This window comes from Marinobacter halodurans (assembly GCF_004327985.1).
GTDB lineage: Bacteria > Pseudomonadota > Gammaproteobacteria > Pseudomonadales > Oleiphilaceae > Marinobacter_A > Marinobacter_A halodurans.
Genome location: NZ_SJDL01000017.1, coordinates 1 through 23,527 on the forward strand (window position 1 = coordinate 1; position 23,527 = coordinate 23,527).

21 protein-coding genes and 1 pseudogene are annotated in these 23,527 nt (G+C 63.2%); 6 read left to right on the forward strand and 16 right to left on the reverse strand.

The genetic code is table 11. From position 1 onward, the window contains the following. The first annotated feature begins 444 nt into the window (after positions 1–444). Complete coding sequence (locus EZI54_RS11825; RefSeq protein ID WP_131482097.1) at positions 445–1,230, forward strand: CLCA_X family protein; 786 nt, start codon at positions 445–447, stop codon at positions 1,228–1,230. A gap of 204 nt (positions 1,231–1,434) precedes the next feature. After that, positions 1,435–1,869: a universal stress protein gene (locus EZI54_RS11830; RefSeq protein ID WP_131482098.1), complete on the forward strand. Its 435-nt coding sequence runs from the start codon at positions 1,435–1,437 to the stop codon at positions 1,867–1,869. 99 nt (positions 1,870–1,968) lie between these two features. Here the strand turns inward: EZI54_RS11830 and EZI54_RS11835 are convergent, their stop codons facing one another. From EZI54_RS11835 to EZI54_RS11845, 3 genes are all read right to left on the reverse strand, one after another. After that, a complete protein-coding gene (locus EZI54_RS11835) occupies positions 1,969–3,180 on the reverse strand; it encodes an MFS transporter (RefSeq protein ID WP_131482099.1) in 1,212 nt (403 codons plus the stop codon). Positions 3,181–3,373: 193 nt separating this feature from the next. Further along, positions 3,374–5,803: a response regulator gene (locus EZI54_RS11840; protein WP_131482100.1), complete on the reverse strand. Its 2,430-nt coding sequence runs from the start codon at positions 5,801–5,803 to the stop codon at positions 3,374–3,376. Between the two features lie 213 nt (positions 5,804–6,016). Beyond that, complete coding sequence (locus tag EZI54_RS11845) at positions 6,017–6,802, reverse strand: ZIP family metal transporter (protein ID WP_131482101.1); 786 nt, start codon at positions 6,800–6,802, stop codon at positions 6,017–6,019. 253 nt (positions 6,803–7,055) lie between these two features. On the opposite strand from EZI54_RS11845, the gene EZI54_RS11850 reads away from it, so the two are divergent. Beyond that, positions 7,056–7,721 carry an AbiTii domain-containing protein gene (locus EZI54_RS11850; protein ID WP_131482102.1) on the forward strand — a complete coding sequence of 222 codons (666 nt, stop codon included), beginning with the start codon at positions 7,056–7,058 and terminating at the stop codon, positions 7,719–7,721. A 97-nt stretch (positions 7,722–7,818) separates the two neighbouring features. Further along, positions 7,819–8,478 carry a DUF2238 domain-containing protein gene (locus tag EZI54_RS11855; RefSeq protein WP_131482103.1) on the forward strand — a complete coding sequence of 220 codons (660 nt, stop codon included), beginning with the start codon at positions 7,819–7,821 and terminating at the stop codon, positions 8,476–8,478. A gap of 6 nt (positions 8,479–8,484) precedes the next feature. Here EZI54_RS11855 and EZI54_RS11860 read toward each other — a convergent pair whose 3' ends face one another. Together EZI54_RS11860 and EZI54_RS11865 are read right to left on the reverse strand one after the other, a co-directional pair. Further along, positions 8,485–9,303, reverse strand: a complete 819-nt coding sequence (locus tag EZI54_RS11860) for an ATP-grasp domain-containing protein (protein WP_131482172.1) — start codon at positions 9,301–9,303, stop codon at positions 8,485–8,487. Between the two features lie 84 nt (positions 9,304–9,387). After that, the gene (locus EZI54_RS11865) at positions 9,388–9,801 is read right to left on the reverse strand and encodes a DUF2721 domain-containing protein (protein ID WP_131482104.1); all 414 of its coding nucleotides are present in this window, start codon (positions 9,799–9,801) and stop codon (positions 9,388–9,390) included. Positions 9,802–10,173: 372 nt separating this feature from the next. On the opposite strand from EZI54_RS11865, the gene EZI54_RS11870 reads away from it, so the two are divergent. Continuing rightward, the gene (locus EZI54_RS11870; protein WP_341352852.1) at positions 10,174–10,506 is read left to right on the forward strand and encodes an anthrone oxygenase family protein; all 333 of its coding nucleotides are present in this window, start codon (positions 10,174–10,176) and stop codon (positions 10,504–10,506) included. A 127-nt stretch (positions 10,507–10,633) separates the two neighbouring features. Here the strand turns inward: EZI54_RS11870 and EZI54_RS11875 are convergent. The 4 genes and pseudogenes from EZI54_RS11875 to EZI54_RS11890 all read right to left on the reverse strand — a co-directional run. Then, positions 10,634–10,957, reverse strand: a pseudogene (locus EZI54_RS11875) (SDR family NAD(P)-dependent oxidoreductase); the annotation flags it as partial. 211 nt (positions 10,958–11,168) lie between these two features. Then, complete coding sequence (gene alr, locus EZI54_RS11880; RefSeq protein WP_131482106.1) at positions 11,169–12,257, reverse strand: alanine racemase; 1,089 nt, start codon at positions 12,255–12,257, stop codon at positions 11,169–11,171. Between the two features lie 42 nt (positions 12,258–12,299). Then, the gene (locus EZI54_RS11885; protein ID WP_341352853.1) at positions 12,300–13,634 is read right to left on the reverse strand and encodes a D-amino acid dehydrogenase; all 1,335 of its coding nucleotides are present in this window, start codon (positions 13,632–13,634) and stop codon (positions 12,300–12,302) included. A gap of 118 nt (positions 13,635–13,752) precedes the next feature. After that, positions 13,753–14,109 (reverse strand): RidA family protein, encoded by a 357-nt coding sequence (locus EZI54_RS11890; protein WP_131482108.1) that lies wholly within the window; start codon positions 14,107–14,109, stop codon positions 13,753–13,755. 183 nt (positions 14,110–14,292) lie between these two features. On the opposite strand from EZI54_RS11890, the gene EZI54_RS11895 reads away from it, so the two are divergent. Beyond that, a complete protein-coding gene (locus EZI54_RS11895) occupies positions 14,293–14,787 on the forward strand; it encodes a winged helix-turn-helix transcriptional regulator (protein WP_131482109.1) in 495 nt (164 codons plus the stop codon). A 26-nt stretch (positions 14,788–14,813) separates the two neighbouring features. Here EZI54_RS11895 and EZI54_RS11900 read toward each other — a convergent pair whose 3' ends face one another. The 7 genes from EZI54_RS11900 to EZI54_RS11930 form a co-directional block, all read right to left on the reverse strand. Next, positions 14,814–15,866: an MBL fold metallo-hydrolase gene (locus EZI54_RS11900; protein ID WP_131482110.1), complete on the reverse strand. Its 1,053-nt coding sequence runs from the start codon at positions 15,864–15,866 to the stop codon at positions 14,814–14,816. A 74-nt stretch (positions 15,867–15,940) separates the two neighbouring features. Next, positions 15,941–18,190: a glycoside hydrolase family 15 protein gene (locus EZI54_RS11905; RefSeq protein WP_131482111.1), complete on the reverse strand. Its 2,250-nt coding sequence runs from the start codon at positions 18,188–18,190 to the stop codon at positions 15,941–15,943. Beyond that, entirely contained in the window at positions 18,187–18,939 is a 753-nt protein-coding gene (locus tag EZI54_RS11910) for a TVP38/TMEM64 family protein (RefSeq protein ID WP_131482112.1), read from the reverse strand. The genes EZI54_RS11905 and EZI54_RS11910 overlap by 4 nt, the downstream gene beginning before the upstream one ends. Positions 18,940–18,979: 40 nt before the next feature. Then, entirely contained in the window at positions 18,980–19,339 is a 360-nt protein-coding gene (locus tag EZI54_RS11915) for an EF-hand domain-containing protein (protein WP_165495739.1), read from the reverse strand. Between the two features lie 260 nt (positions 19,340–19,599). Continuing rightward, positions 19,600–20,583, reverse strand: coding sequence for an L-histidine N(alpha)-methyltransferase (gene egtD, locus EZI54_RS11920; protein ID WP_131482114.1), 984 nt, complete (start codon positions 20,581–20,583; stop codon positions 19,600–19,602). A 3-nt stretch (positions 20,584–20,586) separates the two neighbouring features. After that, the gene (gene egtB / locus EZI54_RS11925) at positions 20,587–21,882 is read right to left on the reverse strand and encodes an ergothioneine biosynthesis protein EgtB (protein WP_131482115.1); all 1,296 of its coding nucleotides are present in this window, start codon (positions 21,880–21,882) and stop codon (positions 20,587–20,589) included. Between the two features lie 258 nt (positions 21,883–22,140). Then, positions 22,141–23,232 carry a DUF2156 domain-containing protein gene (locus tag EZI54_RS11930; protein WP_131482116.1) on the reverse strand — a complete coding sequence of 364 codons (1,092 nt, stop codon included), beginning with the start codon at positions 23,230–23,232 and terminating at the stop codon, positions 22,141–22,143. Positions 23,233–23,527: the final 295 nt, after the last annotated feature.

Here is a 23,527-nt window from a genome sequence, read left to right on the forward strand (position 1 = left end):
AGATTTAACGGTATCTCCCAACTCTCCGGTTATAGAGACAGCATAGCCTTCAGCACCAAATATTTTTGATTTGGAGGATTTCCATTGTTCTAAGTACGCTAATAGCTCATTCATGGTGAAACATAACATTTGTATATGAGTCGTCACGACCGTTTTTCCAACGACTCATATTTCATTTCCAACACGTCTCCAACCTAGGCAGAAAATCCCCTCAGGTCAATAACTTCCCATTATTCTGCTTTCTGGTTTTCCAAACAAAAATGATCATAAAGACCACTATCCTCATTTTCTGTCGAAGCGGCAACCTGCTGATTTAAAAGCCGAAGTCATAGATTTTCAAAATTCCGCCCAGTTCATGGTCGCAACGACTGTTTTTCCGCTTGCCAAGGCCTTGCGGGCCGGCATAAACTGTATATTTAAACAGTGCTTGCGCAGTTCCTGTCCATGCCCCGAACCTTCTACCGCCGAGGCCCGGATCACCGGGCCGGTTCCGATGTTTCCTTCCTCGATATGCGTCGCCGTTTCCAGTTCCGGTCGGTGGAGATCGGGCGGTGGGTGACGGAGCCGGAGAAGGCGCGCAGTGCCGGGCTGTTCTATGACGCGCTGTGCGACCTGATGACGATCCTGGGCGGGACGGAATCGTTGATTTCCCTGCGGGGGACACTGGGGCTGCAATACGGCATTGGCGGGCAGCGCGGCGTGTCGGCGCATTACACGCCGGCGACACGGAGCTTTTCGCTGGCCAAGAACGCCGGGCCAGGGAGTATCGCCCATGAATGGTTCCACGCTTTCGACCACTACATCTGCGACAAGCTCTATGCCGGCAGCCCGCCCGGTGCGTTTGCGTCCAAGCGCTGGCTGGGCAAGGAGCAGGGCGTCGATCATCCGCTGAACCAGCGCCTGCAGGCCTGCTTTGCAGCGGTGATGTTGGATGAGAGCGGGGATGCGCCCAGCGATCTGTTCCGGCAGTCGGTGAAGGCCGACAAGGCCGCAGGCACGTTGTATTTCAGTCAGCCGGAGGAGCTGTGTGCCCGCGCGTTCGAAGCCTTTGTGCAGGATGCCGACTGCAAGAATGCGTTCCTGGTCCGGGGCACGCGCGAGACCGAGGAGGCCAGGATGGGGCTGTATCCCCGAGAGACGGAAAGAGTACGGATCAATCGGGCCTTCGCGGACTATTTCGGGGCGTTGGGGCGGGCCCTGAAGGCAACTGGGGCGTCAGCCGTATCATAGGAGGATGTTTACCCAGGCCCCCGGCGAGTCCCGGCACGGATTACCCTCGACAAGGGCCCGCTCAAGTGACCGAGTTCCGGCATGGACGGTGGTGGTTGATCTCGACCTCAGCGGCAACCGCTGAGCAGTGCCCCCGGCAGGGTACTAGACTGAAATCATAGACCCGGGAAACGGGCGATCAACCACAGGCGAAGGAGTGAGGTAATGTATGAGCGTATTGTCCTGGCATTCGACGGATCGTTGGAAGGGCGCGCCGCTCTGGGCGAAGGCATGGCGCTGGCGGCGTTATGCGACTCGAAAGTGTACCTGCTTTCGGTCCTGGAACTGACCGGCTCCGCTGGATTCGGTGAGGGGATTCACCCGATCGACGACTTCGACGACGAACAGCTGGGCTACCTGCGCAAACTTGTCGACGAAGGCCTGGAGCAGTTGAGGGCGTCGGACGTCCACGATCCGGAAGGCCACGTAGCCTTCGGCGATCCGGTGGAGCACATTGCCGGGCTGGCGAAGGAGGTCCGGGCGGATCTGGTAGTGGTCGGCCACCGCCACCAGGGACTGTTGGCGCGCTGGTGGCAGGGCTCCCTGAGCCGGGCGCTTCTGGACGAAGTGGACTGCAGTATCCTGGTGGCGATGAACTGACGGATGCGGGGGCATCGCAAGACCTCGCAGGTTCGCACCATTGACCCCCCACGCGTCTGGCGATGGGCTGGGGCGCGGAGGAGGGAGAGAGGGGGACGGTTAGTCGGACTTCTGGAGCGCTCCGGCAACCTGCCCCCGTGGTTCCGTGAGCCAGAACAGCACCCCGGTGCCGCCCAGTGCTATCCCCAGCGTACAGGCGCCGGTCCAGCCGGCGAACTGGAACAGGTAGGCGGCGCCTGCCGAGCCGGCAGCGCCACCCAGGAAGTAACAGGTCATGTAGGCCGTGGTGATGCGGCTGCGCGCCTCAGGCCGGATCTGGTAGATGGCGCTCTGGTTGAGGATCTGGTTCCCCTGTACGCCCAGGTCCAGCACGATGATGCCGACAATGATGGCCGTGAGGTGATGCGGCAGTATGGCCATCAGCCCAAACGACAGTCCTATCAGGGCCTGGAACAGGCCGGTGCCGATCCGGGAGTAGCCCTTGTCGTGCAGGCTGCCGGCCAGGTTGGCGCACAGCGCCCCCGCCACACCCAGCAAACCGAACAGGCCTATCACCGAATCCGGATAGTGGTAGGGCGCCTGCGCCAGCAGGAAGGGAATGGTCGTCCAGAACGCGCTGAAGGAGGCAAAACCCAACGCGCCGTAGAGGATGCGGCGGCGTAGCAGGGCTTCCTCGCGCATCAGCGCCAGCACCGACAGCAGCAACCGGCCGTAGGGCATCCGCGATTGCGGGGGTTCCTCCGGCAGCAGTTGGCGCAGGGCCAATGCCTGGAACAGCATGATGCCCGCCGCGATCCAGTACACGGTGCGCCAGCCCAGCAGGTCGGCGATGCTGCCGGAGACCACCCGCGCCAGCAGGATGCCCAGCAACAATCCCGTCATGACCCGACCCACCACGCGGCCCCGCTCGGCATCGCTGGCCATGTGGGCGGCGAACGGCACCAGGATTTGCGCCACCACGGCCGTGATTCCGGTCACCAGCGCCGCCAGGATGAACAGGCTGCCGGTAGGCGCCAGTGCCATGCCGATCAGGGACAATACGGTAACGCCGGTAATCACCGTGATCAGCCGGCGCCGCTCCAGCAGATCGCCCAGCGGGACCAGCAGCATCAGGCCCGCGGCATAGCCGAGCTGGGTCATGGTGATGATGATGCCGGCGGTGCCGCGGCTGATGTCGAAGTCCCGGGCCAGGGTGTCCAGCAACGGCTGCGCGTAGTAGATGTTGGCCACCGCCAGGCCGCAGGCAACGGCCATGACGAAGGTCAGCAGGTCATTGGGACGCAGGTTGGGAACGGCCGGATTTTCAGACATGACGGTCAGTCTTCCCTGGTATTGGCGGTGGATGGTGATCGGAATCGGGATGTCAGCGGGCAGGCACGGGCTGTCGAATGGCAAGCAAGGCCGCCGCTATGGCAGAGAGCCGTCCAGTATACCTCACATACGGGCGAGGCGAGCGGATCGGCCATATTGCCGGAGTCATGGGCCGGCGGCGTTTGGGCGGGGATCAGGTCGCCGCTGAATACTGCATGGTCAGGCCGGGCTTCTGGATGAAGTAGCCCTGGAAATAGCGGATACCCCGCTCCCAGAACCGGGACAGGACCCGGGCATCCTCGACCCCGGTGACGATGATGGGGGTGGACCCCAAAAAGTCGTGCAGTTCGTTGATGAATCCGTAGAGCTCTGCGGTCTGCTCGCTGTGCCGACCCAGTTCGGAGCTGAGCTTCACGAAATCCACCGGTCCCACATCGCGCAGCATCTGGATGATGTTACTGTCCGGCGTGACGTGTTCGATGATCACCCCGCAACCGAGTTCCTGCAGGGTGCGGAACAGTTTGCGCGCACGTGGCACGTCCTTGACCACGATGGGTACGGAAAAGGCAAAGTAGATCCGGCGCTGGCCCTTGATGCCCGATCCCCGGATGACGTTGGTGATGAACGGCTGCATCTGCTCCACGTCTTCCAGCGGAGAGGACAGCTTGACGATCACGGCCTGTGATGCCGAGGCCCTGCCTTGCAGTTGGACGAGGCTGGCAACGGCACTCTCGATCACCCAGCGGTCCAGTTCGTAGAAGTTGCCGCGATTGCCTGCCGGTAGCCACGGCAGGAACTGGTGCGGCATATAGACCACCTGATCGTCATCCACCAGCCGGATCAGGGCTTCGGACAGGGTTTCCTCGTTGTCCATGTTCATCACGGGCTGGAAGTGCAGGGTGAAGGCCCGGGCGTCGATCAGGCTGCGAACCTGGTCGGTCAGCCCGCTGTGATTGGCTGCGCTCTCCTCGCGATGCCATTCCAGGCTGCCGCCCCCGGTCTTGAGGGCCTGGGCGCAGGCGGACTCGACATGGCCCAGAACCTGGTCCAGGTCCTGGGCGTGGTCCAGGTGCATCACTCCCATGGCCAGCGTCACCGGCTTGGTATCCTGGCCCGGTGACCAGCGCTGCCGGTTCAGCTCGGCATGGAACTGCTCGATGGCGCTCCCGGCGGATTGGTCCTGCGGTATATCAAACAGCAGCAGGAAGTAGCCGCCGCCCAGGTTGCAGCCGCGGCCATGGATTCTTGAATGGCTGGCTAAGTAGGACTCCAGCTGCCCGTTGAGATTGAGCATCGTCCGCATGCCATGGCGGGCTTTGAGGTATTCCTCATTGTCGATGGCCAACTGGAGCAGATAGTAGGGGGACGATGTCGTCCCGGGGTCCAGCGAGGCCATGCGCTGCTCCAGCCGGTTAATGAAATAGTCCTGGTTCTGCAGGCCGCTCGGCCCATGACGCTGGCTGAGCAGGTCGATCCGGGCGCCGATCAGTTGGGCCTTCATAATCTGCGCCTGCAGGCATTGCAGGAATGCCTCGTCGTCCAGTGGCTTCTGGAAGTAGGCGTTGCCGACGATGCTGTCCTGGCGGTGCCGGGTCTCCAGGTCCCTGGAGGCGGACACAAAGATCAGCGGGATCGTCATGTAACGCGGATCCTGGCGCAGGATGCGCGCCAGCTCGAAGCCGTTGCAGCCGGGCATCTGGTAATCCAGCACGATCACGTCCGGCTCGAACTGCTCGATCCGCTCCAGCAGGCGCACCGACTGGGACAGGGTGTCCGCCTCATAACCGCGGTCGGTGAGCAGGTCCTGGTAGTAGTCCAGCAGGTCCTTGTCGTCATCCACCCAGAGGACGCGCGGGCGGACATTGCGGGTGGTTTCGTGAATCTGTTCGATACGCCGGGCCAGGAAGTCCATGTCCAGCGGTTTGGTCAGGAACACATCGGCGCCCGCCTGCAGGGCGCGCATGCGGGCCACCATATCCGTTCGCGCCGACATGATGGCCACGGGCACCTTCGAGCCGACGTGGCTTCGCAGCCGATCCAGCCAGACCAGGCCTTCCAGCGGACCCTGCGGAAAGCTGACATCCAACAGGATCATCTGGTAGGCGCGTTCCTTGGCGTGCCTGGAATAGGCTTCGGGATCGGCAAACGTGTGCACGGTGTAGCCCAGGTCCGCCAGGCCGCGGTCGAGCTGGGCCGCCTGGTCCGGATCGTCCTCGATGACGGCGATGTGAAATTCGCCCCGGTCGGTGGGGCGGGTTTCGGTCGCCGGGGAGGCGGCCTGGTCGCCGTTGGCCACGGCGTCGTCAATGGCCCGCTCCAGGCGGGCCAGGGCGTCGGTGATCTGCTGGCGTTCCAGGGCGTTGGCTTCCAGGTGGAGCTGGGCATCCTCCAGGCGCTTTTCCAGTGCGCCGGCGGCTATGGTGATGGCCGGGAAGTGGAACGTGGAGCCGCTGCCGGTCAGCTTGTGCACGGCATGCACCATGTAGTTGAGCACTTTGGCGTCCCAACTCACGTGCCGCAGGCGATCCCAGGCGGTACGGATCTGGCGGATTCGCTGCGGCAGGCCCTGGATATACTGCTGTCTGAGCTGGAGGAATTTCTGGTCGGCGTTGCTGTCAGCCATCGAGCCTGTTTCCTGCCTTACGGTGTTCTGATTGGGGCGGAGGTTTTGAACGGACTGCGAACGCGTTCACAGTCAGACCATACTAGAAATCGCCGGTGAATGAGCGAATCTTTCACAGAGTTAATGCTGACTGAGCGGGCTTTCGTTGGGGCCCAAATCCAGCGATACGGCCCCATGGATGGTCGGGACCTGGGCGGCGGAGCATGACCGACATCAGCCGAGCGTCGCGTCCAGGAACATCATTACCGCGAAGCCACCCAGCAGGGAGAACGTGGCCAGCGTGCGGTAATCGTTGCGGTGGGTTTCGGGAATGATCTCGTCGCTGATGATGAACAGCATGGCGCCGGCGGCGAAGCCCAGCGTCCAGGGCATGATGGGCTCGGCCAGCCATACCATGCCGGCACCGAACACGCCGCCGATGGGTTCCACCAGACCGGTCAGCACGGCCAGGGCAAAGGCCTGCATGCGCGAGTGCTGGATCGTCAGCAGGGAGATCGCCACGGCAAGTCCCTCCGGAATGTTTTGCAGCCCGATACCGATGGCCAGGACGATACCGTTGCTCAGGTTGCCGCCGCCAAAGCCGACGCCGACCGCCATACCCTCGGGAAAGTTGTGCAGGGTGATTGCGATGATGAACAGCCAGATGCGTTTGATCTTCGCGCCCTCCGGCCCCTCGCGCCCGAGGGCGAAATGCTCATGGGGCAGGCGCTGGTGGATCTGGTAGAGCAGCACAGCGCCCATCATGACGCCGGCGATGACCAGCAGGGCGGCCATCCAGGTGTGGCCGGTGAGCTTTTCGCCGTATTCCAGGCCTGGCAGCAGCAGTGAAAAGAACGAGGCAGCCAGCATCACGCCGGCGGCGGCACTGAGCAGGCTGTCCTGCAGCCGGTCGGACAGGCTCCGCACGAGAAGCACCCCCGCCGCGCCCAATGCGGTGCCGTTGCCGGCCAGGAAACTGGCGATGGATCCCTGCCAGACGATACTCAGATCCGTAAACATGCGACTCCTGTTTACCGCTGGATTGCCGTGCCCCGACGGTACGACCGAGTATGGCACCCTGGACCGGCAACCGACGACTATCGCCACGATAGGGGCGCTATTACCTCCTGTTACGTCCTGCAACCAATCACTCACAGATCTGGCGGGCGCATCTGCCTATTTTTTGAGCATGCTTTGCCCGATCTTCCTCCGGTGAGGCTGCCCAAGGACAACAATACAGGACCGCTCCCGGCAGGTCCCAGGAGGTAATGGAATGGAAACACCGGTCGATGACCTGGACCAACGGCTCCAGGATGCCAATGATCCGCTCACTGACATCATGCCCGCCGCCATCACCCTGGCGATGATGTGCCGCCACCGCACCATGGCAAACTGGTTGCGGACCGAATTCGACGGCTATGGGGAAGGTGATCAACTGCCGCCATACCGGATCGGTTTGCCCGGCCACCTTGTGGCCCGCTCGCCCCAATACGGATGGATTCCCGCGCCCATCGACGATGAACAGAAAGAGACGCTGGGGCACCAGAACCTGCACGAGGGCGTGAAGTCGCTGGAGAAAACCTGCCTGGCCTGCAAGAAAGGCAGTGGCCATCGCATCACCTATGACCCTGAAAAGCTGGCTGAACTCCAGAGCCGTATCAATCTCAGCGCCGAACTGGCCATTACCGTATCCCGCGACACCTACTCCGATCTGCTGCGGGTGATCCGGTCGACGATCTACCTTTGGACCCAGTCCCTGATGGGAGCCGGTCTCGGTGGCGCCCATAACTCCCTGTCGGCCAAGGAACGCGAACAGGTGGCTCATCTGGACGACCCCACCCAGTTCTGGCGTCGGGCGATCACCGAGGTGGACACCCTGCCGGTGCCCGGTGTGCGGAACGTCGGCTTTCTGGAACGGCTGTTCGGCGGGGCCGGATAAAGGGGCGGCTACCGTCCAGGCGTTCAGCGGATCCGCGAATCAATCGGAGGCTCCCTGGGGGCATGGCGATTTGGCGCGTTCGTGCTAGATTAATCGCATGCGATTCCGGATCACCCACAGGCGCATCACCTTTGCCCTGCAGCTTGTGCTCGCGACGGAGGCGGCCTTTGCCCTCTGGGAAATGCACTGGCTGACCGCCGGCTTTACGCTGCTGATCATCGGCATCACGTTCTTTCCGGCGCTGCTGGAGCGTCGGTTCCGAATCTTCGTGCCACCGCAACTCCAACTGCTGGCCATCCTGTTCGTCTTTGCCTCGCTGTTCCTGGGCGAGGTCAGGGACTATTACACGCGATACTGGTGGTGGGACGTGCTGCTGCACACCAGCTCAGGCTTCCTGCTGGGGATCGTCGGCTTCCTGCTGGTGCATATCCTCAACGAGATCGAACGGATCGACATGCACCTGAAGCCCGGATTCGTGGCCTTTTTCGCGTTCATGTTTGCGGTGGGTTGCGGTGCCCTGTGGGAAATCTTCGAATTCACCATGGACCAGGTATTCGGGACCAACATGCAGAAGGCGATGCTGGGCGACCCCTCCGGCCTGACCGATACCATGTGGGATCTGATCGTGGACACCATTGGCGCCCTGGTGATTGCCGGGCTGGGCTATCGCTTCCTCAAGCACGGCCGGCGCGAGTCGTTCCTGGAGCGCTGGATCAATTCGTTTATCGAGCGCAATCCGCAACTTTTCGGCAACTGACTGGCGTCAGACAGCCTGGGGCAACGGTGGCACCGGGTCCAGCGGCGTATCCGGATCCTTGGGGGTCTCCATCCGGTGCAGGTAAGCCAGGATGGCATCCTGCAACCGGGTCCCCCGGTTGAGGCCCTGGTTGCCAAACAACCGGTTGAACTCCAGCACGTAGGGGTGCTCTCCCACCATGGCGATATCGAACCCGGCGTGGTCAACGCCCAGCTCGCGGGCCAGGGTCAGGGCCAGCTCCACCGCGGCGTCCGGCACCTCGGCGGTGTCGATCCGGCCGCCCCGCGCCACATTGTTGTAGAACCCCTGCGCCGCCTGATGCCGCCAGTAGGCGGTTACCACCTGATCGCCCACGATCACGACCCGGATGTCCCGGTCGATGGGCAGGTATTCCTGGGCGTAGAGCACCGGGGCCGACTCACAGTAACGCTGCCAGTCGGCACGGTTCTCGATCAGCCACACGCCTTCGCCCATGCTGGCCTTCGGATGCTTGGCCACGAACGGCAGGGGCATGGTGTCCCAGATCAGTTCCCGCTCCTGCGGGCCGTTGGGTTCGATCAGCGTCCACGGCGTATTGCCGGGGACCACCGTCTGGAAGGCGCGGGTCATCTCGATCTTGTCGTGGCCGATGCGGTAGCTGGCCTCGCTGGGAAATACGCGGCAGCCCAGGCCATAAACCAGCGCATTCAGTTGCCAGTATTCCGGGAACAGCACCCAGTCCGCATCGGCCAGGGCGTCCTTGTGTTTCAGGAAATGCTCCGGTTTGACCACCGTGGTGTCGGGGAAGCCGAGAGTGCGGAAAACGTCGAACGAAATACAGCGCATGGCAATGGAGCCGGTAGCCAGAATTGAGCGCATTTTAAGCAGAATGCGCCAAAAGGGAAGCGCGTATTTATACCGGGGGCCGGGTCAGGTGTTCGAGGTCGTGGTGGTCCGGTGCCGCGCCTCGAAATCCTCCAGCTCCACGTTGATGGCGTTGGTGGAAATAATGATCTCGTACAGTGAATAGAGCAGGGACAGCGACAGCAGCACCAGGCTGATACCGAAGCAGATCACGCCCAGCGTGTGGGCGCCCATGAACAGGGCGAACATGGAGATGGTGCAGAGCAGGAAACTGAGCACCCCGCAGGCCTGCATGCGTTTGGTGAGGGTGATGCGCTTGCGCAGGCCGCCGATCTGCCGCGCCAGGACCTGGTACTCCCGCTCGGTTTCCATCTGCTTGAGCTGACGAATCAACTGCGCCAGTACCAGGAACCGGTTGGTGTAGGCCAGAAGCAGCAGCGAAATGGCGGGAAACAGCAGGGCGGGGGTCGTCAGTGACAAAGTGGGCTCCTTGGAGAAGGTTTGCGTCGCCCGCCTATAGTGTAAGAATTTGACGGTGCCGTCGAGAGACGGTCGGGCCGCGGGTCGGTGCGACGGATCCATGACATGTCTCCAGTGAGGCCTCGTTGACGGATTCCCGTCTACTCGGCAAGGTTAAAGGGACACAGGACAAACAGTGGGTAAATCAGGCAGGACGCACTCGTGTCCCGCATGAACGGAGTCAACCAGGGAGGATCCACCGTGTCGATGGCCATGTTGCTGACAGTTCTAGCCGTAATGGGGTGTGGGCTGATTGCCGGACTTTTTTTCGCCTTTTCCACAGCCGTGATGGGAGCCTTGGGCCAGCTCTCTCCCGCAGCGGGTATTACGGCCATGCAACGGATCAACCGGGTGATCGTCAACCCCCTGTTCCTGGGCGTGTTTTTTGGTACCGGGGCCCTGTGTCTTCTGTTGATGGTGATGGCGGTGCCCTGGCGGGGTGAGACGTTCTGGCTGGTGCTCGGGGGCGCGTCCTACCTGGTCGGCAGCCTCGGTATTACCCTGATTTGCAATGTTCCCCTGAATCACAGACTGGCGCATGTGGCGGCCGAATCCAGGGAAGCGGACATCGTCTGGGCGGATTACCGGGAGCGCTGGGTCTGGTGGAATCACCTGCGGACGGTATTCTCGCTACTGGCCACGGCGTCGCTGGCGCTGAGCCTTTAGAGGGTGCAAAAGCTCCAGGGAAATAGGTTGGGCTGACGCAGGAAGCCCAACAACAACCTACGTGCTGACCGACGCTCGCGACGCTTTTGCAACGCCTCCCTTAACCGGAAGGCTGGTCGGGGTGGGGCCGGGCCATCTCCCGGTCCTGCAGGACGGGGAGATGGTGCGGGCCAAAGATACCGACGTTGTTGACCAGGATATCGGCGGTGGGCTCGGCTTTAACCAGCGCTTCGCAGCCCTCGGAAGTACCCACATCGGCGGCAACGCCCCGAACCTCGGCGCCGGGCGCGTTTTCCCGGACCTTGGCGACGGCGGCATCCACCGTGGCCTGTTTGCGGCCGTTGACGACGACGGTCGCGCCGCAGCCTGCCAGCCCTTTGGCGATGGCCAGGCCGATGCCCCGGGTGGAACCGGTGACGATGGCGACTTTGCCCAGAAGATCAATATTCATGGCAGACTCCTTTCAGGTTGGGGTTGCAGACTTGAATGTCCGGATGAATCAATCGGACAGGTCTGACTCCAGCAGGATGAGGGATACGGCCGAATCTGCAAACCCCGTAGTTTGCCTGAGGACCGGTGCCATGTGGGAGGGGACGCCAACGCCGGGAACCGTTACAAGCGAACCACGCCCGGAACCTGGCGGGGAAGACGCGGTGCGGTGGTCAGCCGCCGCGGTAAACCCGCGGCACCCGCTGCGTGATGCCGGTGAACAGGTGATAGGCGATGGTGTCGCAACAGGCGGCCACCTCATTGGCGCTGAGGCATTTGCCCCAGAGCTCCACCTCGCTGCCGGTGCCCGCGTCGGGCAGGTGGGTCAGGTCGACGGTCAGCATGTCCATGGACACCCGACCGGCCAGCCTGGTGCGCTGCCCGTCGACCAGCACCGGCGTGCCCTCGATCGCCTGGCGGGGGTAGCCGTCGGCGTAGCCCATGGCGACCGTGCCAATGCGGCAGCGCTGCGTGGCGACGAAGCGGGCACCGTAGCCGACCTGCTCGCCCGGTTCGACCCAGCGTGTGGCGATGACCCGGCTTTTCAGCGTCATCGCGGCCTGGAGCCGGCGGCTGTGGGGACTGTCCTTTTCCAGGGGGGATGCCCCGTAAAGCATGATGCCCGGACGCTGCCAGGCCTGGCGGGCTGGTTCGTGATCCAGCAACCCGGCGGAATTGGCGACGCTGGTTTCCACGTCCGGTGCTCGCAGTTCGGCGGGTATTCGCTCGATCTGGTTGGCCACGGAGATGCCCTCGGCGGCTTGCAGGTCCGCATTGGCCAGGTGGCTCATGACCACCACGCGCGCCACCTGGGGCAGCGACTGCAGACGCCGGTAGGCGGTCACCGCCTGATCGGGGGCGAAGCCCAGCCGGTGCATCCCGGTGTCCACCTTGAGCCAGACTGTCAGCGGTCCCGACAGCGCAGCGTCAGCAATCTGCTCCAGCTGTTCCTGGTTGTGGACGACGGCCCAGAATCCCTCGCGGGGGATGATTGCCAGTTCGCTGGCTTCAAAGAAGCCCTCCAGCAACAGGATCGGGTGCGTGAGGCCGGCCTGTCGCAGCGTCAGGGCCTCTTCAATGGAGGCGACGGCGAACGCTCCGGTCTCAGCCGCCAGACTGTGGGCGACCCGGGTCGCACCGTGTCCATAGGCGTCGGCCTTGACCACCGCCAGCGTGTTGCTGCCCGGCGCCAGCGATGCTGCGAGTCTGAAATTGGCGCGGATGCTGTCCAGGTCGATTTCGGCGACGGCCGGTCTGGCCATGGGGTTACCTCATGTTGTCGATGCGTGCTGATCGTTACGGGTTCATGACAGGTAGCGCTGGATGGACAGACCGTCTGTGGAGATCTCCGGCGTCCTGCCGTTGATGACGTCGGTGACCAGCCGGGCTGAGCCTTGCGACATGGTCCAGCCCAGGGTGCCGTGGCCGGTGTTCAGGTACAGGTTGCGCAGGGGCGTCTCGCCGATCACCGGCACGCTGTCGGGCGTCATCGGGCGCAAGCCGCACCAGAAGCTGGCGTTTTCCAGGTCTCCGGCGCCCGGGAACAGGTCATTGACCACGAACTCGGTGGGCTTGCGGCGTTTTTCCTTGAGGCTGAGATCGAAGTCGGCGATCTCGGCCGTGCCGCCGACCCGGATACGGTCGTCGAAGCGGGTGACGGCCACCTTGAAGGCTTCGTCCATTACCGTGGATTGCGGGGCGCGGTCGGCGTCCAGGATCGGCAGCGTCAGGGAATAGCCCTTGATGGGGTAGATCGGCAGGCGCAGACCCAGCGGGTTCAGTAACATCGGGGTGTAGCTTCCCAGGGCGACGACAAAGGCATCGGCCTGCACCGGGCCGTGGGAGGTGTGCACGGCGCTGATCCGGTCTCCATCCTTTTCCAGGGCTTCAATGGTGGTGTTGAGCCGGAACCCGACGCCGGCGTCGGCTGCGTGCCGGGCCAGCGCCTTGGTGAATTTGTTGCAGTCACCGGTTCCGTCCTGCGGGAAGCGCAGCCCGCCCACGAACTTGTCCGGCACGTTGGCCAGGGCCGGTTCATGCCGGACACAGCCGGCGTGGTCGATCACTTCGTGCTCCACGCCACACGCACGCAGCGACGCGAGATCCGCGCCGATGGAATCCATCTTCTGCTGGTCGCGGAACAGCTCGATGGTGCCCCGGTTGCGATGGTCGAAGTCCAGCGGGAGCTGCTGCGTGAGCTCGGCCAGGCAGGTCCGGCTGTATTCGGAAATGCGCAGCATCCGTTGCTTGTTGACCTGGTAGGCCTGTTCGGTGCACTGCCCCAGCATGCGGAACAGCCAGCTCGCTGTGCGCGGGTTGATGGAGCTTTTGCTGACCAGGATCGGTGCCATGTCCTGCATCATCCACTTCATCGCCTTGAACGGCACACCGGGCGCCGCCCAGGGACTGGTGTAACCAAACGACAGCATGCCGGCGTTGCCGAAGCTGGTTTCGTCCGCCACCGCCTCGCGACGCTCGATCACGGTGACCTCATGCCCCGATTGGGCCAGGTACCAGGCCGTCGATACACCGGCCACGCCTCCGCCCAGAACCGCAATCTTCATAGCCATGAACTCCCATCTGTTGTACTGGCGGCAAACGTGTTGTCGCCTCTTCAACGGAATTTTAAGGGAATTCATGGATGAAAAAGCTTCAAAAAAAGCATTTGTTCAGTGTAATAACCTGAAAAAATCGAGTTATGCAGTTTAAAATGCTTTACCTGTTGCTATCGGAATAAAGCCGGCGCACCGGCGTGGATTAAGGGGTCGCGGCGGCGACGACCGACATCTCCACCAGGATGGGAGGTCGTGCCATGCGGGCTTCGACGCAGGCCCGGGCCGGCTTCGGCAGCTCGGCAAACCACGCGTCCCAGACCTCGTTCATGGCGGCAAAGTCCTTCATGTCGTGGATGTAGATGGTGACCGACAGGATACGGTCGACGCTGCTGCCGGCCTCATCCAGCAGGTCCCGGACCTTGGCGAGGCAGCGTTCGGTTTGCTCGCGGATGTCCCAGGCTTCGTCCCCGGCGGTCTGGCCGCACAGGTAGACAACACCCTGGTGCTTGACGATGCGGCTCATCCGCTCGGTGGAATGGATGCGTTCGATATCGGACATGATGGGTTCCTCTCAATGAATGGGGGATGGGGTTGGCCCTATTCTAGTACAGGGAGGGGCATGAAAATGCCGGTTAAGCGCCGTTAATCCAGTGAAATCATCTGCCTTTGGTTATGATGACAGGCGGAAATTCCGATAAGGGCCCCGGGTTTCGGGCCAGGTTACGACAGGAGCAGCCAAGCCATGCCGACCACGACCGACCGGAAAAAACGCACCCTCGATCGTCTGGACCGCCGTATCCTCGCCGCCCTGCAGGATGATGGCCGCCTCAGCTACGTCGACCTGGCCGAGCGGGTCGGGCTCAGCTCCACGCCCTGCATAGAGCGGGTTCGCCGGCTGGAAAAGGAAGGCTATATCGAAGGCTATTACGCCCGCCTCAACCCGGCCCTGTTGGGCTTTTCGATGCTGGTGTTCGTGGAGATATCCCTGTCCTACCAGTCCCGGGACGCCTTCGAGACGTTCAACGAAGCGGTGGAAAAACTGCCGTTCATGCTGGAATGCCACCTGGTGTCCGGGGACGCGGATTACCTGATCAAGGCTCGCATCAGCGATATGTCCGAGTACCGGGCCCTGCTGGGGGAGATGCTGCTGGTGCTGCCGGGCGTGAAGAATTCCAAGAGCTACATCGTGATGGAAGAGGTGCAGGAGTCGATGCGTCTGCCGATCGACATCAGTTGATGCTCCCGCCCTGCGCGGGGCTGCGATCAGGCCGCGCCGTCGGCCAGGGAATCCGCGTTGCTGCCGGCATGGTCCGCGGCGTCCGCCGCCGCAAACGTGCGCGTCTCCCCGTGCTGCATGATCCGGAACCCGGCCGGCTCAAGGCTGGCCCCTTCCAGCGCCTGGTGCAGTCGCCGGGGCGGCTCGTCCATGGGTTCGTCGGTCAGCACGAAGGTGCCCCAGTGCATGGCCACCGATTGCCGGGCACCTATATCCTGGTGGATATGCACCGCCTCCTCCGGCGAGACATGGACCGGTGACATGAACCAGCGTGGCTCGTAGGCGCCGATGGGCAGCAGCGCCAGGTCGATCGGCGCGAACAGGTCGCCGATCTGGCGGAAGACACTGCCGTAACCGGTGTCGCCGCCAAAATACAGCCGGTAGCCGTCGATCTCGATCAGCCAGCTGCCCCACAGGGTGGCGTTACCGTCCCCCGGCCCGCGGCCGCTGAAGTGCTGGGTGGGAAGGAAGAAGACCTCGTCGCCCTCCGGCAGGCTCTGCGATTCCCACCAGCCCAGTTCAATCAGGTTGCGGATACCGCGTTTTTCAAACCACGGACGCAGACCGGTGGGAACACAGAAACACACGGCATCGCCGAAACGCCGGTGCAACTGCCGTACGGTGGTTTCGTCCAGATGGTCGTAATGGTTATGGGAAATCAGTACGCGATGGATGGTGGGCAGCGCTGAGACGTCCAACGGTGGCGGCGTGTAGCGTTTGGGGCCGACAAAGGAAAATGGACTGGCTCGCTCGGACAGGACCGGATCGGTCAGCACATTGAGCCCGCCATACTGGAACAGGAACGAGGCGTGCCCGAGCCAGGTCAGTTGGGGCGCCTGCGGCGGCCGGTTGAGCCGGTGGGCGTCCGGGTGCAGCAGGTGATAGCGCTTGCCCTTGGGAAAACGCCGACCCGGCGCCAGTTGCCAGCGCAGGAAATCGCCCAGCCCGTGGCTGACGGTGGGCTCGATGTTGCGAAAACGGCCATTGGCTCGACGGTGCTGTGCGGCGAGGTCGGCCAGTTTCTGACGGTCTATGGGCATGGTCCGGTGTCCTGCGGGAAGTCTCCTGCGAGCTTGCGGGAGCGGGCGTCGCAATGCAACCGGGCGCAATGCCCTCAGGCCGGTTGCCCCTGGGGCCTGAGGCTGACCGACACCGCCCCTTCCGGTGCCAGCACCGCCTGATGGCCGGGCAGCTCCACGGCAATCTGCGGAGGCTGGTCGTGCCAGTCGGCCTCCCAGTTGACCCGGGGGCGGTCCTCATCCGGATCGATCCGGAGGGTGATCGTCCCGAAACGGGTGGGCGCCGGGCCGAACCGGATCGGCTGCGACTGTTCCAGCCAGCGCGCGGGGATGCCGGCGCACAGGATCAGTCGATCGCCTTCCTCCCGTACGAAGCAGTTGCGGATCATCAGCACCCACTCGGCGGAGGCCCACACGTGGTGACCATCGCCCATGCAACCGCCGCCGGTGCCGGGATGGATGGCTTCAGGCCACTGGCCGGTGGGGGACGCCAGGTCGGCCACGGTGTCCATCAGGTCCAGGAAGCGCGGATCGCCGGCCCGCAGCAGCACCTGGGCCACATGCAGGGTGAGGTAGGCATTGAGCCCGGAGTGGATCATGTCCTGGTAGAAGGCGCCCTTGACGAAGCAGCGTTCCAGCAGGAACTCCACGCAGTCCAGCAGCCGCGGATCGTCGGGCTCGCAGAGCTGGGTCGGATAGCCCAGGGCCAGCGAGCCGATCGCGCCCGCGTCCAGGCGACGATAGGGCGAGGCGGGCATGCCCAGCCGGCCCAGGCGGTTCTGGCAACGCACCAGGCTGCGGTCCACCGCGCGGGCAAAGTCCTCGGCGCCGGTGCGGAATGCGCGACTCTCCTCCACCTCGCGTGCGGCCGTCAAATCCGCGGCGGCCTGCAGTCCGGCAATGCCCCAGAAGTCGTCCCAGAAATAGTAATCGTTGGGCCCCAGGTGTTCGGCGCTGAAGCCCGCCGGTAGCAGGCCGGCATGGGGCGCGTCCAGGTTATCGTCCAGGCGTTTGCGGATGATCCAGTGGGCACCGCGCTTGATCGGTCCCAGCCAGTGGGTATCGGGCTGCTGCCCGGTCAGGTCGAAATAGCGCTTGAGGACCCAAAGCACCTCGCCATTGGCATCCCATTCGCCCTCCTGGGAACGGAAGTAGCCGCGGGGCGTCTGGCGCTCGGGAAAGCGTGCCAGCGCCCGCTCGGCGCGCCGGGTCAGGCCCAGGCTGAGCAGGGCATTGATGATGAAGGCCGCATCCCGGAACCAGAAGCGCTTGTAGGTGAAGGGGCCGGGATAGACGTCGTCCGGCGAGTGCAGGATCAGCGAGGCGACCGCCGCATCGTACAGGAACTGGTAGCGGGGCTCGGGGCACTCCAGCCGCGCGTGATCGTCCCGTTCGTCGCGCCAGGCGTGGGGCGACGGCAGGCGCGTCGCGTGCTCGGTCAGGGGGACACTAGCGGTGATGTCGGTGGTCTCCCCGGCTTTGACCGGGAACAGGGCGGCCGCGGTCACCATGCCGACATCGCAGGCGCCCCGAGTCTGGTCGTCACGGTCCTCCAGGTGGATGTGGACATCCCCCTGCCGGTAATCGGAAACGTGGTGCGCTTCGGCCGGTTTACTGAAGGTGACGTGACGCTTGCCGTCGACGATCCAGGCGTTGCGATCGGGCGAGAGCTGAACCTTGTGGATGAAGCTGATCCCCTCGGGATTGTGGGGGCGCAGGGACAGCACCAGGCTGGCGTCGCAGTCGGCATGGGCCCTCAGGCGCATTTTGCAGACCGGCACCCCGTTCTCGACCGTCACCCAGGCGTGATTGGTCAGTCGCAGGCCATCCATCACGCAATCGGTGGTGACGCTGACGCCGTTATCCAGCGACTGCCACTGTTTACACTCCCGCATCCGCGAAGGCAGCAGGCAGCGGCCGTCCTGCGCCAGCAGCCAGCCGTCCAGGGACCAGCTGTCGAAGAACGGGGTCAGCAGGCCGCGGGGATCGACGATCGGCAGCTCATCGCAGTCCGGATGGCCGATGGCGGTCCAGTTGCGGTGGGTCAGGTTGATGTGGGTGATGGAAAAGGCGCGCGGCACGAACGAGGCGTCCTGCGGGTCGAACTGGCGTTCGATCCAGTAGGGCCAGACCCAGTCCAGGTTGTGCTGGATCACCCGGCTGTTGATCAGGCCGCGGGCGTGGAAGACCACCCCGGCACGCAGTAGCTCGATGGGTTCGCCCACTTCCGAGGGTTGGGCAAACTTGTGCAGCCGCGCCAGCAGGCCGATCGGGTCCAGGAAACCATGCTTGCGGGCCACGTAGCGAACGACAAAGCGCCAGGGCAGCCAGTTCAGCCAACTCACGGGGTATCCTCCACAATCTCTTCCTGTTCGGTATAGCGGGCCAGCGCCCGGCGAGCCAGCCGGTTGAGGTAGATGACGGCCATCACCGTGCCCACGAAACCGGCCCCGTAGATGGACCACTCCAGGGGGCTGCGACCGGTTTCCCGGATGCCCAGTGTGGTCAGGTCGGCCGCCAGTGAGCCCAGGTAGACGTTGTGCAGCGAGAACGGGATATAGCCCAGCAGGCAGCCGAAGAAGAAACCGCGAAACGAGACATGGGTCAGCCCGAAAAAGAAGTTGGACAGCTTGCTGGGGAAGAAGGGGATCAGCCGCGTCAGCAGCACGATCTTCCAGCCGTTCGGCGTCATCTCCTCGCTCATCACTCTCAGGTGCGCCCTGGCCAGGACGAATTGGCGCGCCCGCTCGCCGAACAGGTGGCGGGCGATCAGGAACGCCAGGCAGGCGCCCAGCACGGTGCCGGCAACCACGTACACCGTGCCCTTGAACACACCGAAGACGAAGCCGGCGCCGGTGGTGAACAGTACGCCCGGCAACAGCAGGACCATCACCACCGCCATGATCAGGATGAACAGCACGGGAGCCCAGGCCCCCTGGGCGTCGAACCACTGCAGCAGGTCCACCACACGTTCATGGATGCCCAGGGCATACAGGATGGCCAGCAGGATCGCGACGAAGACGATACTGGCCACGATGCCCAGCAACGGGGACTTCTTCCAACCGGCCCGTCGTTCCAGTTCAGCCTGTTCCATGTATCGGGTCACCTCCTTGCCTGTGCCTTATAAGACCGGCCTATGGCTGTTTCTCTCCGCTGGATTCCTCGCTCTCTCCGTTGAATTCCTCACGCGTGATAACACCGTCGTCGTTATGATCGTGCTGTTCCAGTAAGGACGAGGGCTCGTTGTCCTTCGAACTCCGGTCGTCACCGGCGGCACTCGCGCCGTAAGGTGTCAGTTCGTCTCCGCTGAGCACGCCGTCGTTGTTGACGTCCAGCTGTTCGAAGGTGGTCTGGTCCAGGGCGCCGCGGTCCATACCCAGGCCCCAGATGTGGGAGTTGCTTTCCCGGACCGGCTGGCCGGTGGTGGCATCGCCCGCCCCCAGGGCGGGCAGGGCCAGCAGGCAGGTACTCAGTGCCAGTGTCAGTGTCGTCAATCCGATCCTCATGAAGCACCCCCTTTGAGGCTGTCGAAGGAAGCCATCGATAACGCCTTCTGGCTGGAGCCTCTCCTTTAACTGTGGTGCAGGATCCTGTCCTTCTCAACCCATGTTAATGAATAGCAATGGAAAAAGCCGATCCCGATCGGCGGCGGTGAGCGTCCGGGGAGGTCGTCCATGATGCCGCAACAGGAACTCACGGCTGTTGCTGCTTCCTCCCCGGAACCACGTTGATCACGATCCCGGAACTACGGTGATCACGATGGCGCGATCCGGCAGAAATAGACGGAGAACAGGGACTGGGCATCGCTCCACTCCGACTCGACCTGGAAACCTGCCGCCGTCGCCAGCCGGTCGAACTGGTCGAAGGTGTATTTGTAGGAATTTTCCGAGTGGATGGTTTCCCCCTCCCGAAAGGCGATGGGCCGGCCGGCGCACTGGACGGTCTGGTCGCAGTCGCTGCGCAGGTGCATTTCGATGCGTCGGGCGTCCGTGTTGTAGAACGCCCGATGGGAGAACCGATCCGTATCGAAGTCCGCCGGGAGGATACGGTTCAGGTGGGTCAGGGCATTGAGGTTGAACGCCGCCGTGACCCCGGCCTGATCGTTGTAGGCCGCGTCCAGCACATCCGTGTCCTTGTGCCGGTCCACCCCGATCAGCAGGCCGCCATCCGCACCCACCAGGTCCCGCACGGATCTCAGGAAGTGCCGTGCCATGGACGGGCTGAAATTGCCCAGAGTGGATCCCGGGAAGAAGACCACCCGGCGTCCGGGGCTGTCCGGAACCACCAGTTGATCCAGCTGCGAGAAGTCGGCGCAGACCGCCTGGACGTCCAGGTCCGGAAAGGCGCCGGCGACAGCCCCGGCCGATTTCAACAGGAAGTCGGCGGAAATATCCATCGCCAGGTAGTGGGCGGGTTGCAGGGCATCCAGCAGCAGGCGGACTTTTTCGCAACTGCCGCAGCCGGGTTCAATCAGCGTGGCGTCCGGGCCCAGGTGATCGGCAATCTCGCCGGCCTTGTTGCGCAGCACCATACGCTCACTGCGGGTGGGGTAATACTCGGGCTGCTCGGTAATCGATTCGAACAGCCGGGAGCCCTGTTCGTCGTAGAAGAATTTCGGGCTCAGCGTTTTCTGGCGCTGGCTGAGACCGTCCAACACTTCGGCCACCAGGTCGTGCCGGGGCGGGTGCATGTTGGTGTAGGTGACTTGGGGGGCGATGGCGGTAGCGGTATTGGGCATCCTTCAGCCTCCATTGCGGGCCAGGCGCAAACCGCTGAACTGCCAGCGGTCCGGCGGATAGAAAAAGTTGCGGTAGGTGGACCGCACCTGGCGGCGATCGGTGACGCAGGAGCCACCGCGCAGCACCAACTGGTTGCACATGAACTTGCCGTTGTACTCGCCGATGGCACCCGGTGCCGGCTGGTAGCCGGGGTAGGGGCCATAGGCGCTGCTGGTCCACTGCCAGATGCTGCCGAACAGCGTGTGGTCACCGGCGTGTCCGGGATGGTAATGGCCTCGTTCGACGAAGTGGGCCTCCTCCCGGGCGCCGTCGGGTTCGGCCTGCGCGGCACACTCCCATTCGAATTCGGTGGGCAGGCGGGCACCGAACCAGCGGGCAATCGCATCGGCTTCGTATCCGCTCAGGTGGCAGGCGATGCCGTCCGGGTCGAGCGGTTGCAGGCCATGCAGCGTGAATTCGAACCAGGCGTCGTCCTGGCGGATCCAGTAAAGCGGCTGGGTGGCTCCGGTGCCCTGGATATGGGTCCAGCCGTCCGCCAGCCAGAGCGCAGGCTGGTGATAGCCGCCGTCGCGCATGAAGGCCAGCACATCGCCGTTGGTCACCGGGCGACTGGCGAGTTCGAAAGGCTCCAGAAATACCCGGTGGCGCGGCGTCTCGTTATCGAAGCAGAAGCCATCCTGCGGTGTCGTTCCGATCTGGCGGATGCCGCCGGAATACGACTGCCAGGCCAGCTCGACGGAAGGCGTGGTTGCGTCGCGGGCCGGGGCCTCGATATAGGTCGGGAACAGCGGGTTGCAGGCGAGGTTGTACTTGAGGTCGGTGAAGAACAGCTCCTGGTGCTGCATCTCGTGTTGCAGACCCAGCTCCGTGCGTTCGGCAATGGTCGCGCGGTCCGGCAGGTCCCGGGCCAGCAGGTCGTGCATCGCCGCGTCGACGGCGTGCCGGTAGGCATAGACCTCCTTCACCGTGGGTCGTGACAGCAAACCGCGCTGTGGTCTGGGGAACTGCTCGCCCACACCGTTGTAATAGGAGTTGAACAGATACTCGAAGCGGGGGTGAAACGGTTGGTAGCCCGGCAGGAACGGCTTGAGCAGGAACGTCTCGAAAAACCAGGTGGTGTGGGCCAGGTGCCACTTGGCGGGGCTGGTCTCCGGGATGGCCTGCAGGCCGTAGTCTTCGGTTTCGAGCGGGGAGCAGTAGTGTTCGAACAGGCGGCGGACGTGATCGTATTCGGTATGCAGGTCTTGGGCAGGCCGGTCTTGGGGGGCCCGGTCAGCAAGCTCACTGGATATCGGCATGGTGCACTCCTTTGCAGGGGCATCGTGGGATGAATGGCTTGTCTTATTAACCGTCGGCGATGTGGCAACGGCATGACAGGCCATGCCTCTGTCACTTCCCGAAAGCCGGGATCGCAGGAAGTGTTGGCGTGTTTAAGCATAGATGGTCAGACGGCATCGAGCCGTTCTGACCAGTCTACTCAGCCTGGAGAGGCTTTAAAGGGAGGTTACCGGAACGCAACGTACCGAAGCCGACAGGTGTCAACCGTTCCGATGCGGCTACAGCCGCATGGCCGTATCGCTGGCCCATTGGGTCGAGAGGGACAGCACACCGGTGCCCTGCAGGATCGACCAGGCGATGCCCAGCACCGAGCTGCTGTCGGTGGCAATGTACCACTTGGCCTCGCGGGCCCGGTAGCGGCTCTTGTGGTAGCCCAGCGCGCGGAAGGCGTAGAGTCGGTTGCCGTGGTTGTAGAGAAGCTGGGCGACCCGGCGGATCATGGGCCGGTCATGGGCCATCGACTCGACGTTGTAGAGCGGGGCGATGCCCAGGGAGACTTCATTGACACCTTCATCGCGGAACCGGTCCATGGCCTGCAGGATGATGTAGTCCAGCAGCCCGGTCGGTGCCCGCTCCTGATCCTGGCGCAGGATGTTGGCGGTATAGCCGGCGATGCGTCCCTCGCGGAAGTAGGGATCGAAGAACACGTAACCCACCAGCGAGCCATCCAGGTAGCCGTAGAATTTGCGCACGCCCCATTCCTCGCCCATCACCGGTGGCCGCGTCAGCAGGCTCAGCTCCCGGGTGCCGACGGCCTTGGTGCGGCGCCACTGGCTGGAGATGGTGGCGACCTGGTAGGCGTCCACCTCCTCCCAGGGCTGTTCGTGGACGGTCACCGGACTGCGGCGATGGAGATTGGCAGCATGGCGCAATTGCTTCTTGTGCTTGCCGGCCAGCGAGAAATCGGACAGGTCGATGCTGAACTCCGTCCCGAATTCGTTGATGCGGAACCCGAAGGCGGCCAGGTCGCGGCTGACCGCTGCATCGATGCCCACGAACAGGTGGCGGCCGGGTACCTGCTTCAGGAACCGGCCGAGCAGCCAGGGCCGGGCCCTGGCATCGCAGACCGGATTGGCGAAAACGATATTGAACCGAAAGCCGGGTATCCGGACCACCCGGTAGGCGATGAACCCGACGCTGGGGGCGCCAAAACGGGGTGTGTCCTGCTGCAGCGTGAAGTAGGCACTGGACTGGCTGCCGTAGCGGGCCAGCAGGGCCTGACAGTCCGCCAGGGTGAGATTGCCGTCGCAATCTTCATTCGGCGAAAAAGACGCCTGCAGTACCGTCGAGGATGAAGGTAGCGAGGTCATTCGGAACGTCCTGTTTCGTGTTGGTCGTTTTTTGATCTTTTTGTTTATTTTTACACTCCTGTCTTCCGGGCGTATAGCGTCAACCTGATTCGATTGCCGGATTCATGACCAGACGCACACTATATGGCCCAGACTTGTCATTTGTTAGGAATATCTATTGTCAAACAATGTGATCTTTAAGGGCTGGTTAATAAAAGCGGTGCCGCTATGCTTTAACCCATTGGAGTGGCGCCGGTAAGGTACCTGGCCACTGTCGAATGGCTTCGACGACGGTGTAAGGGGAGGTGGAGAATGG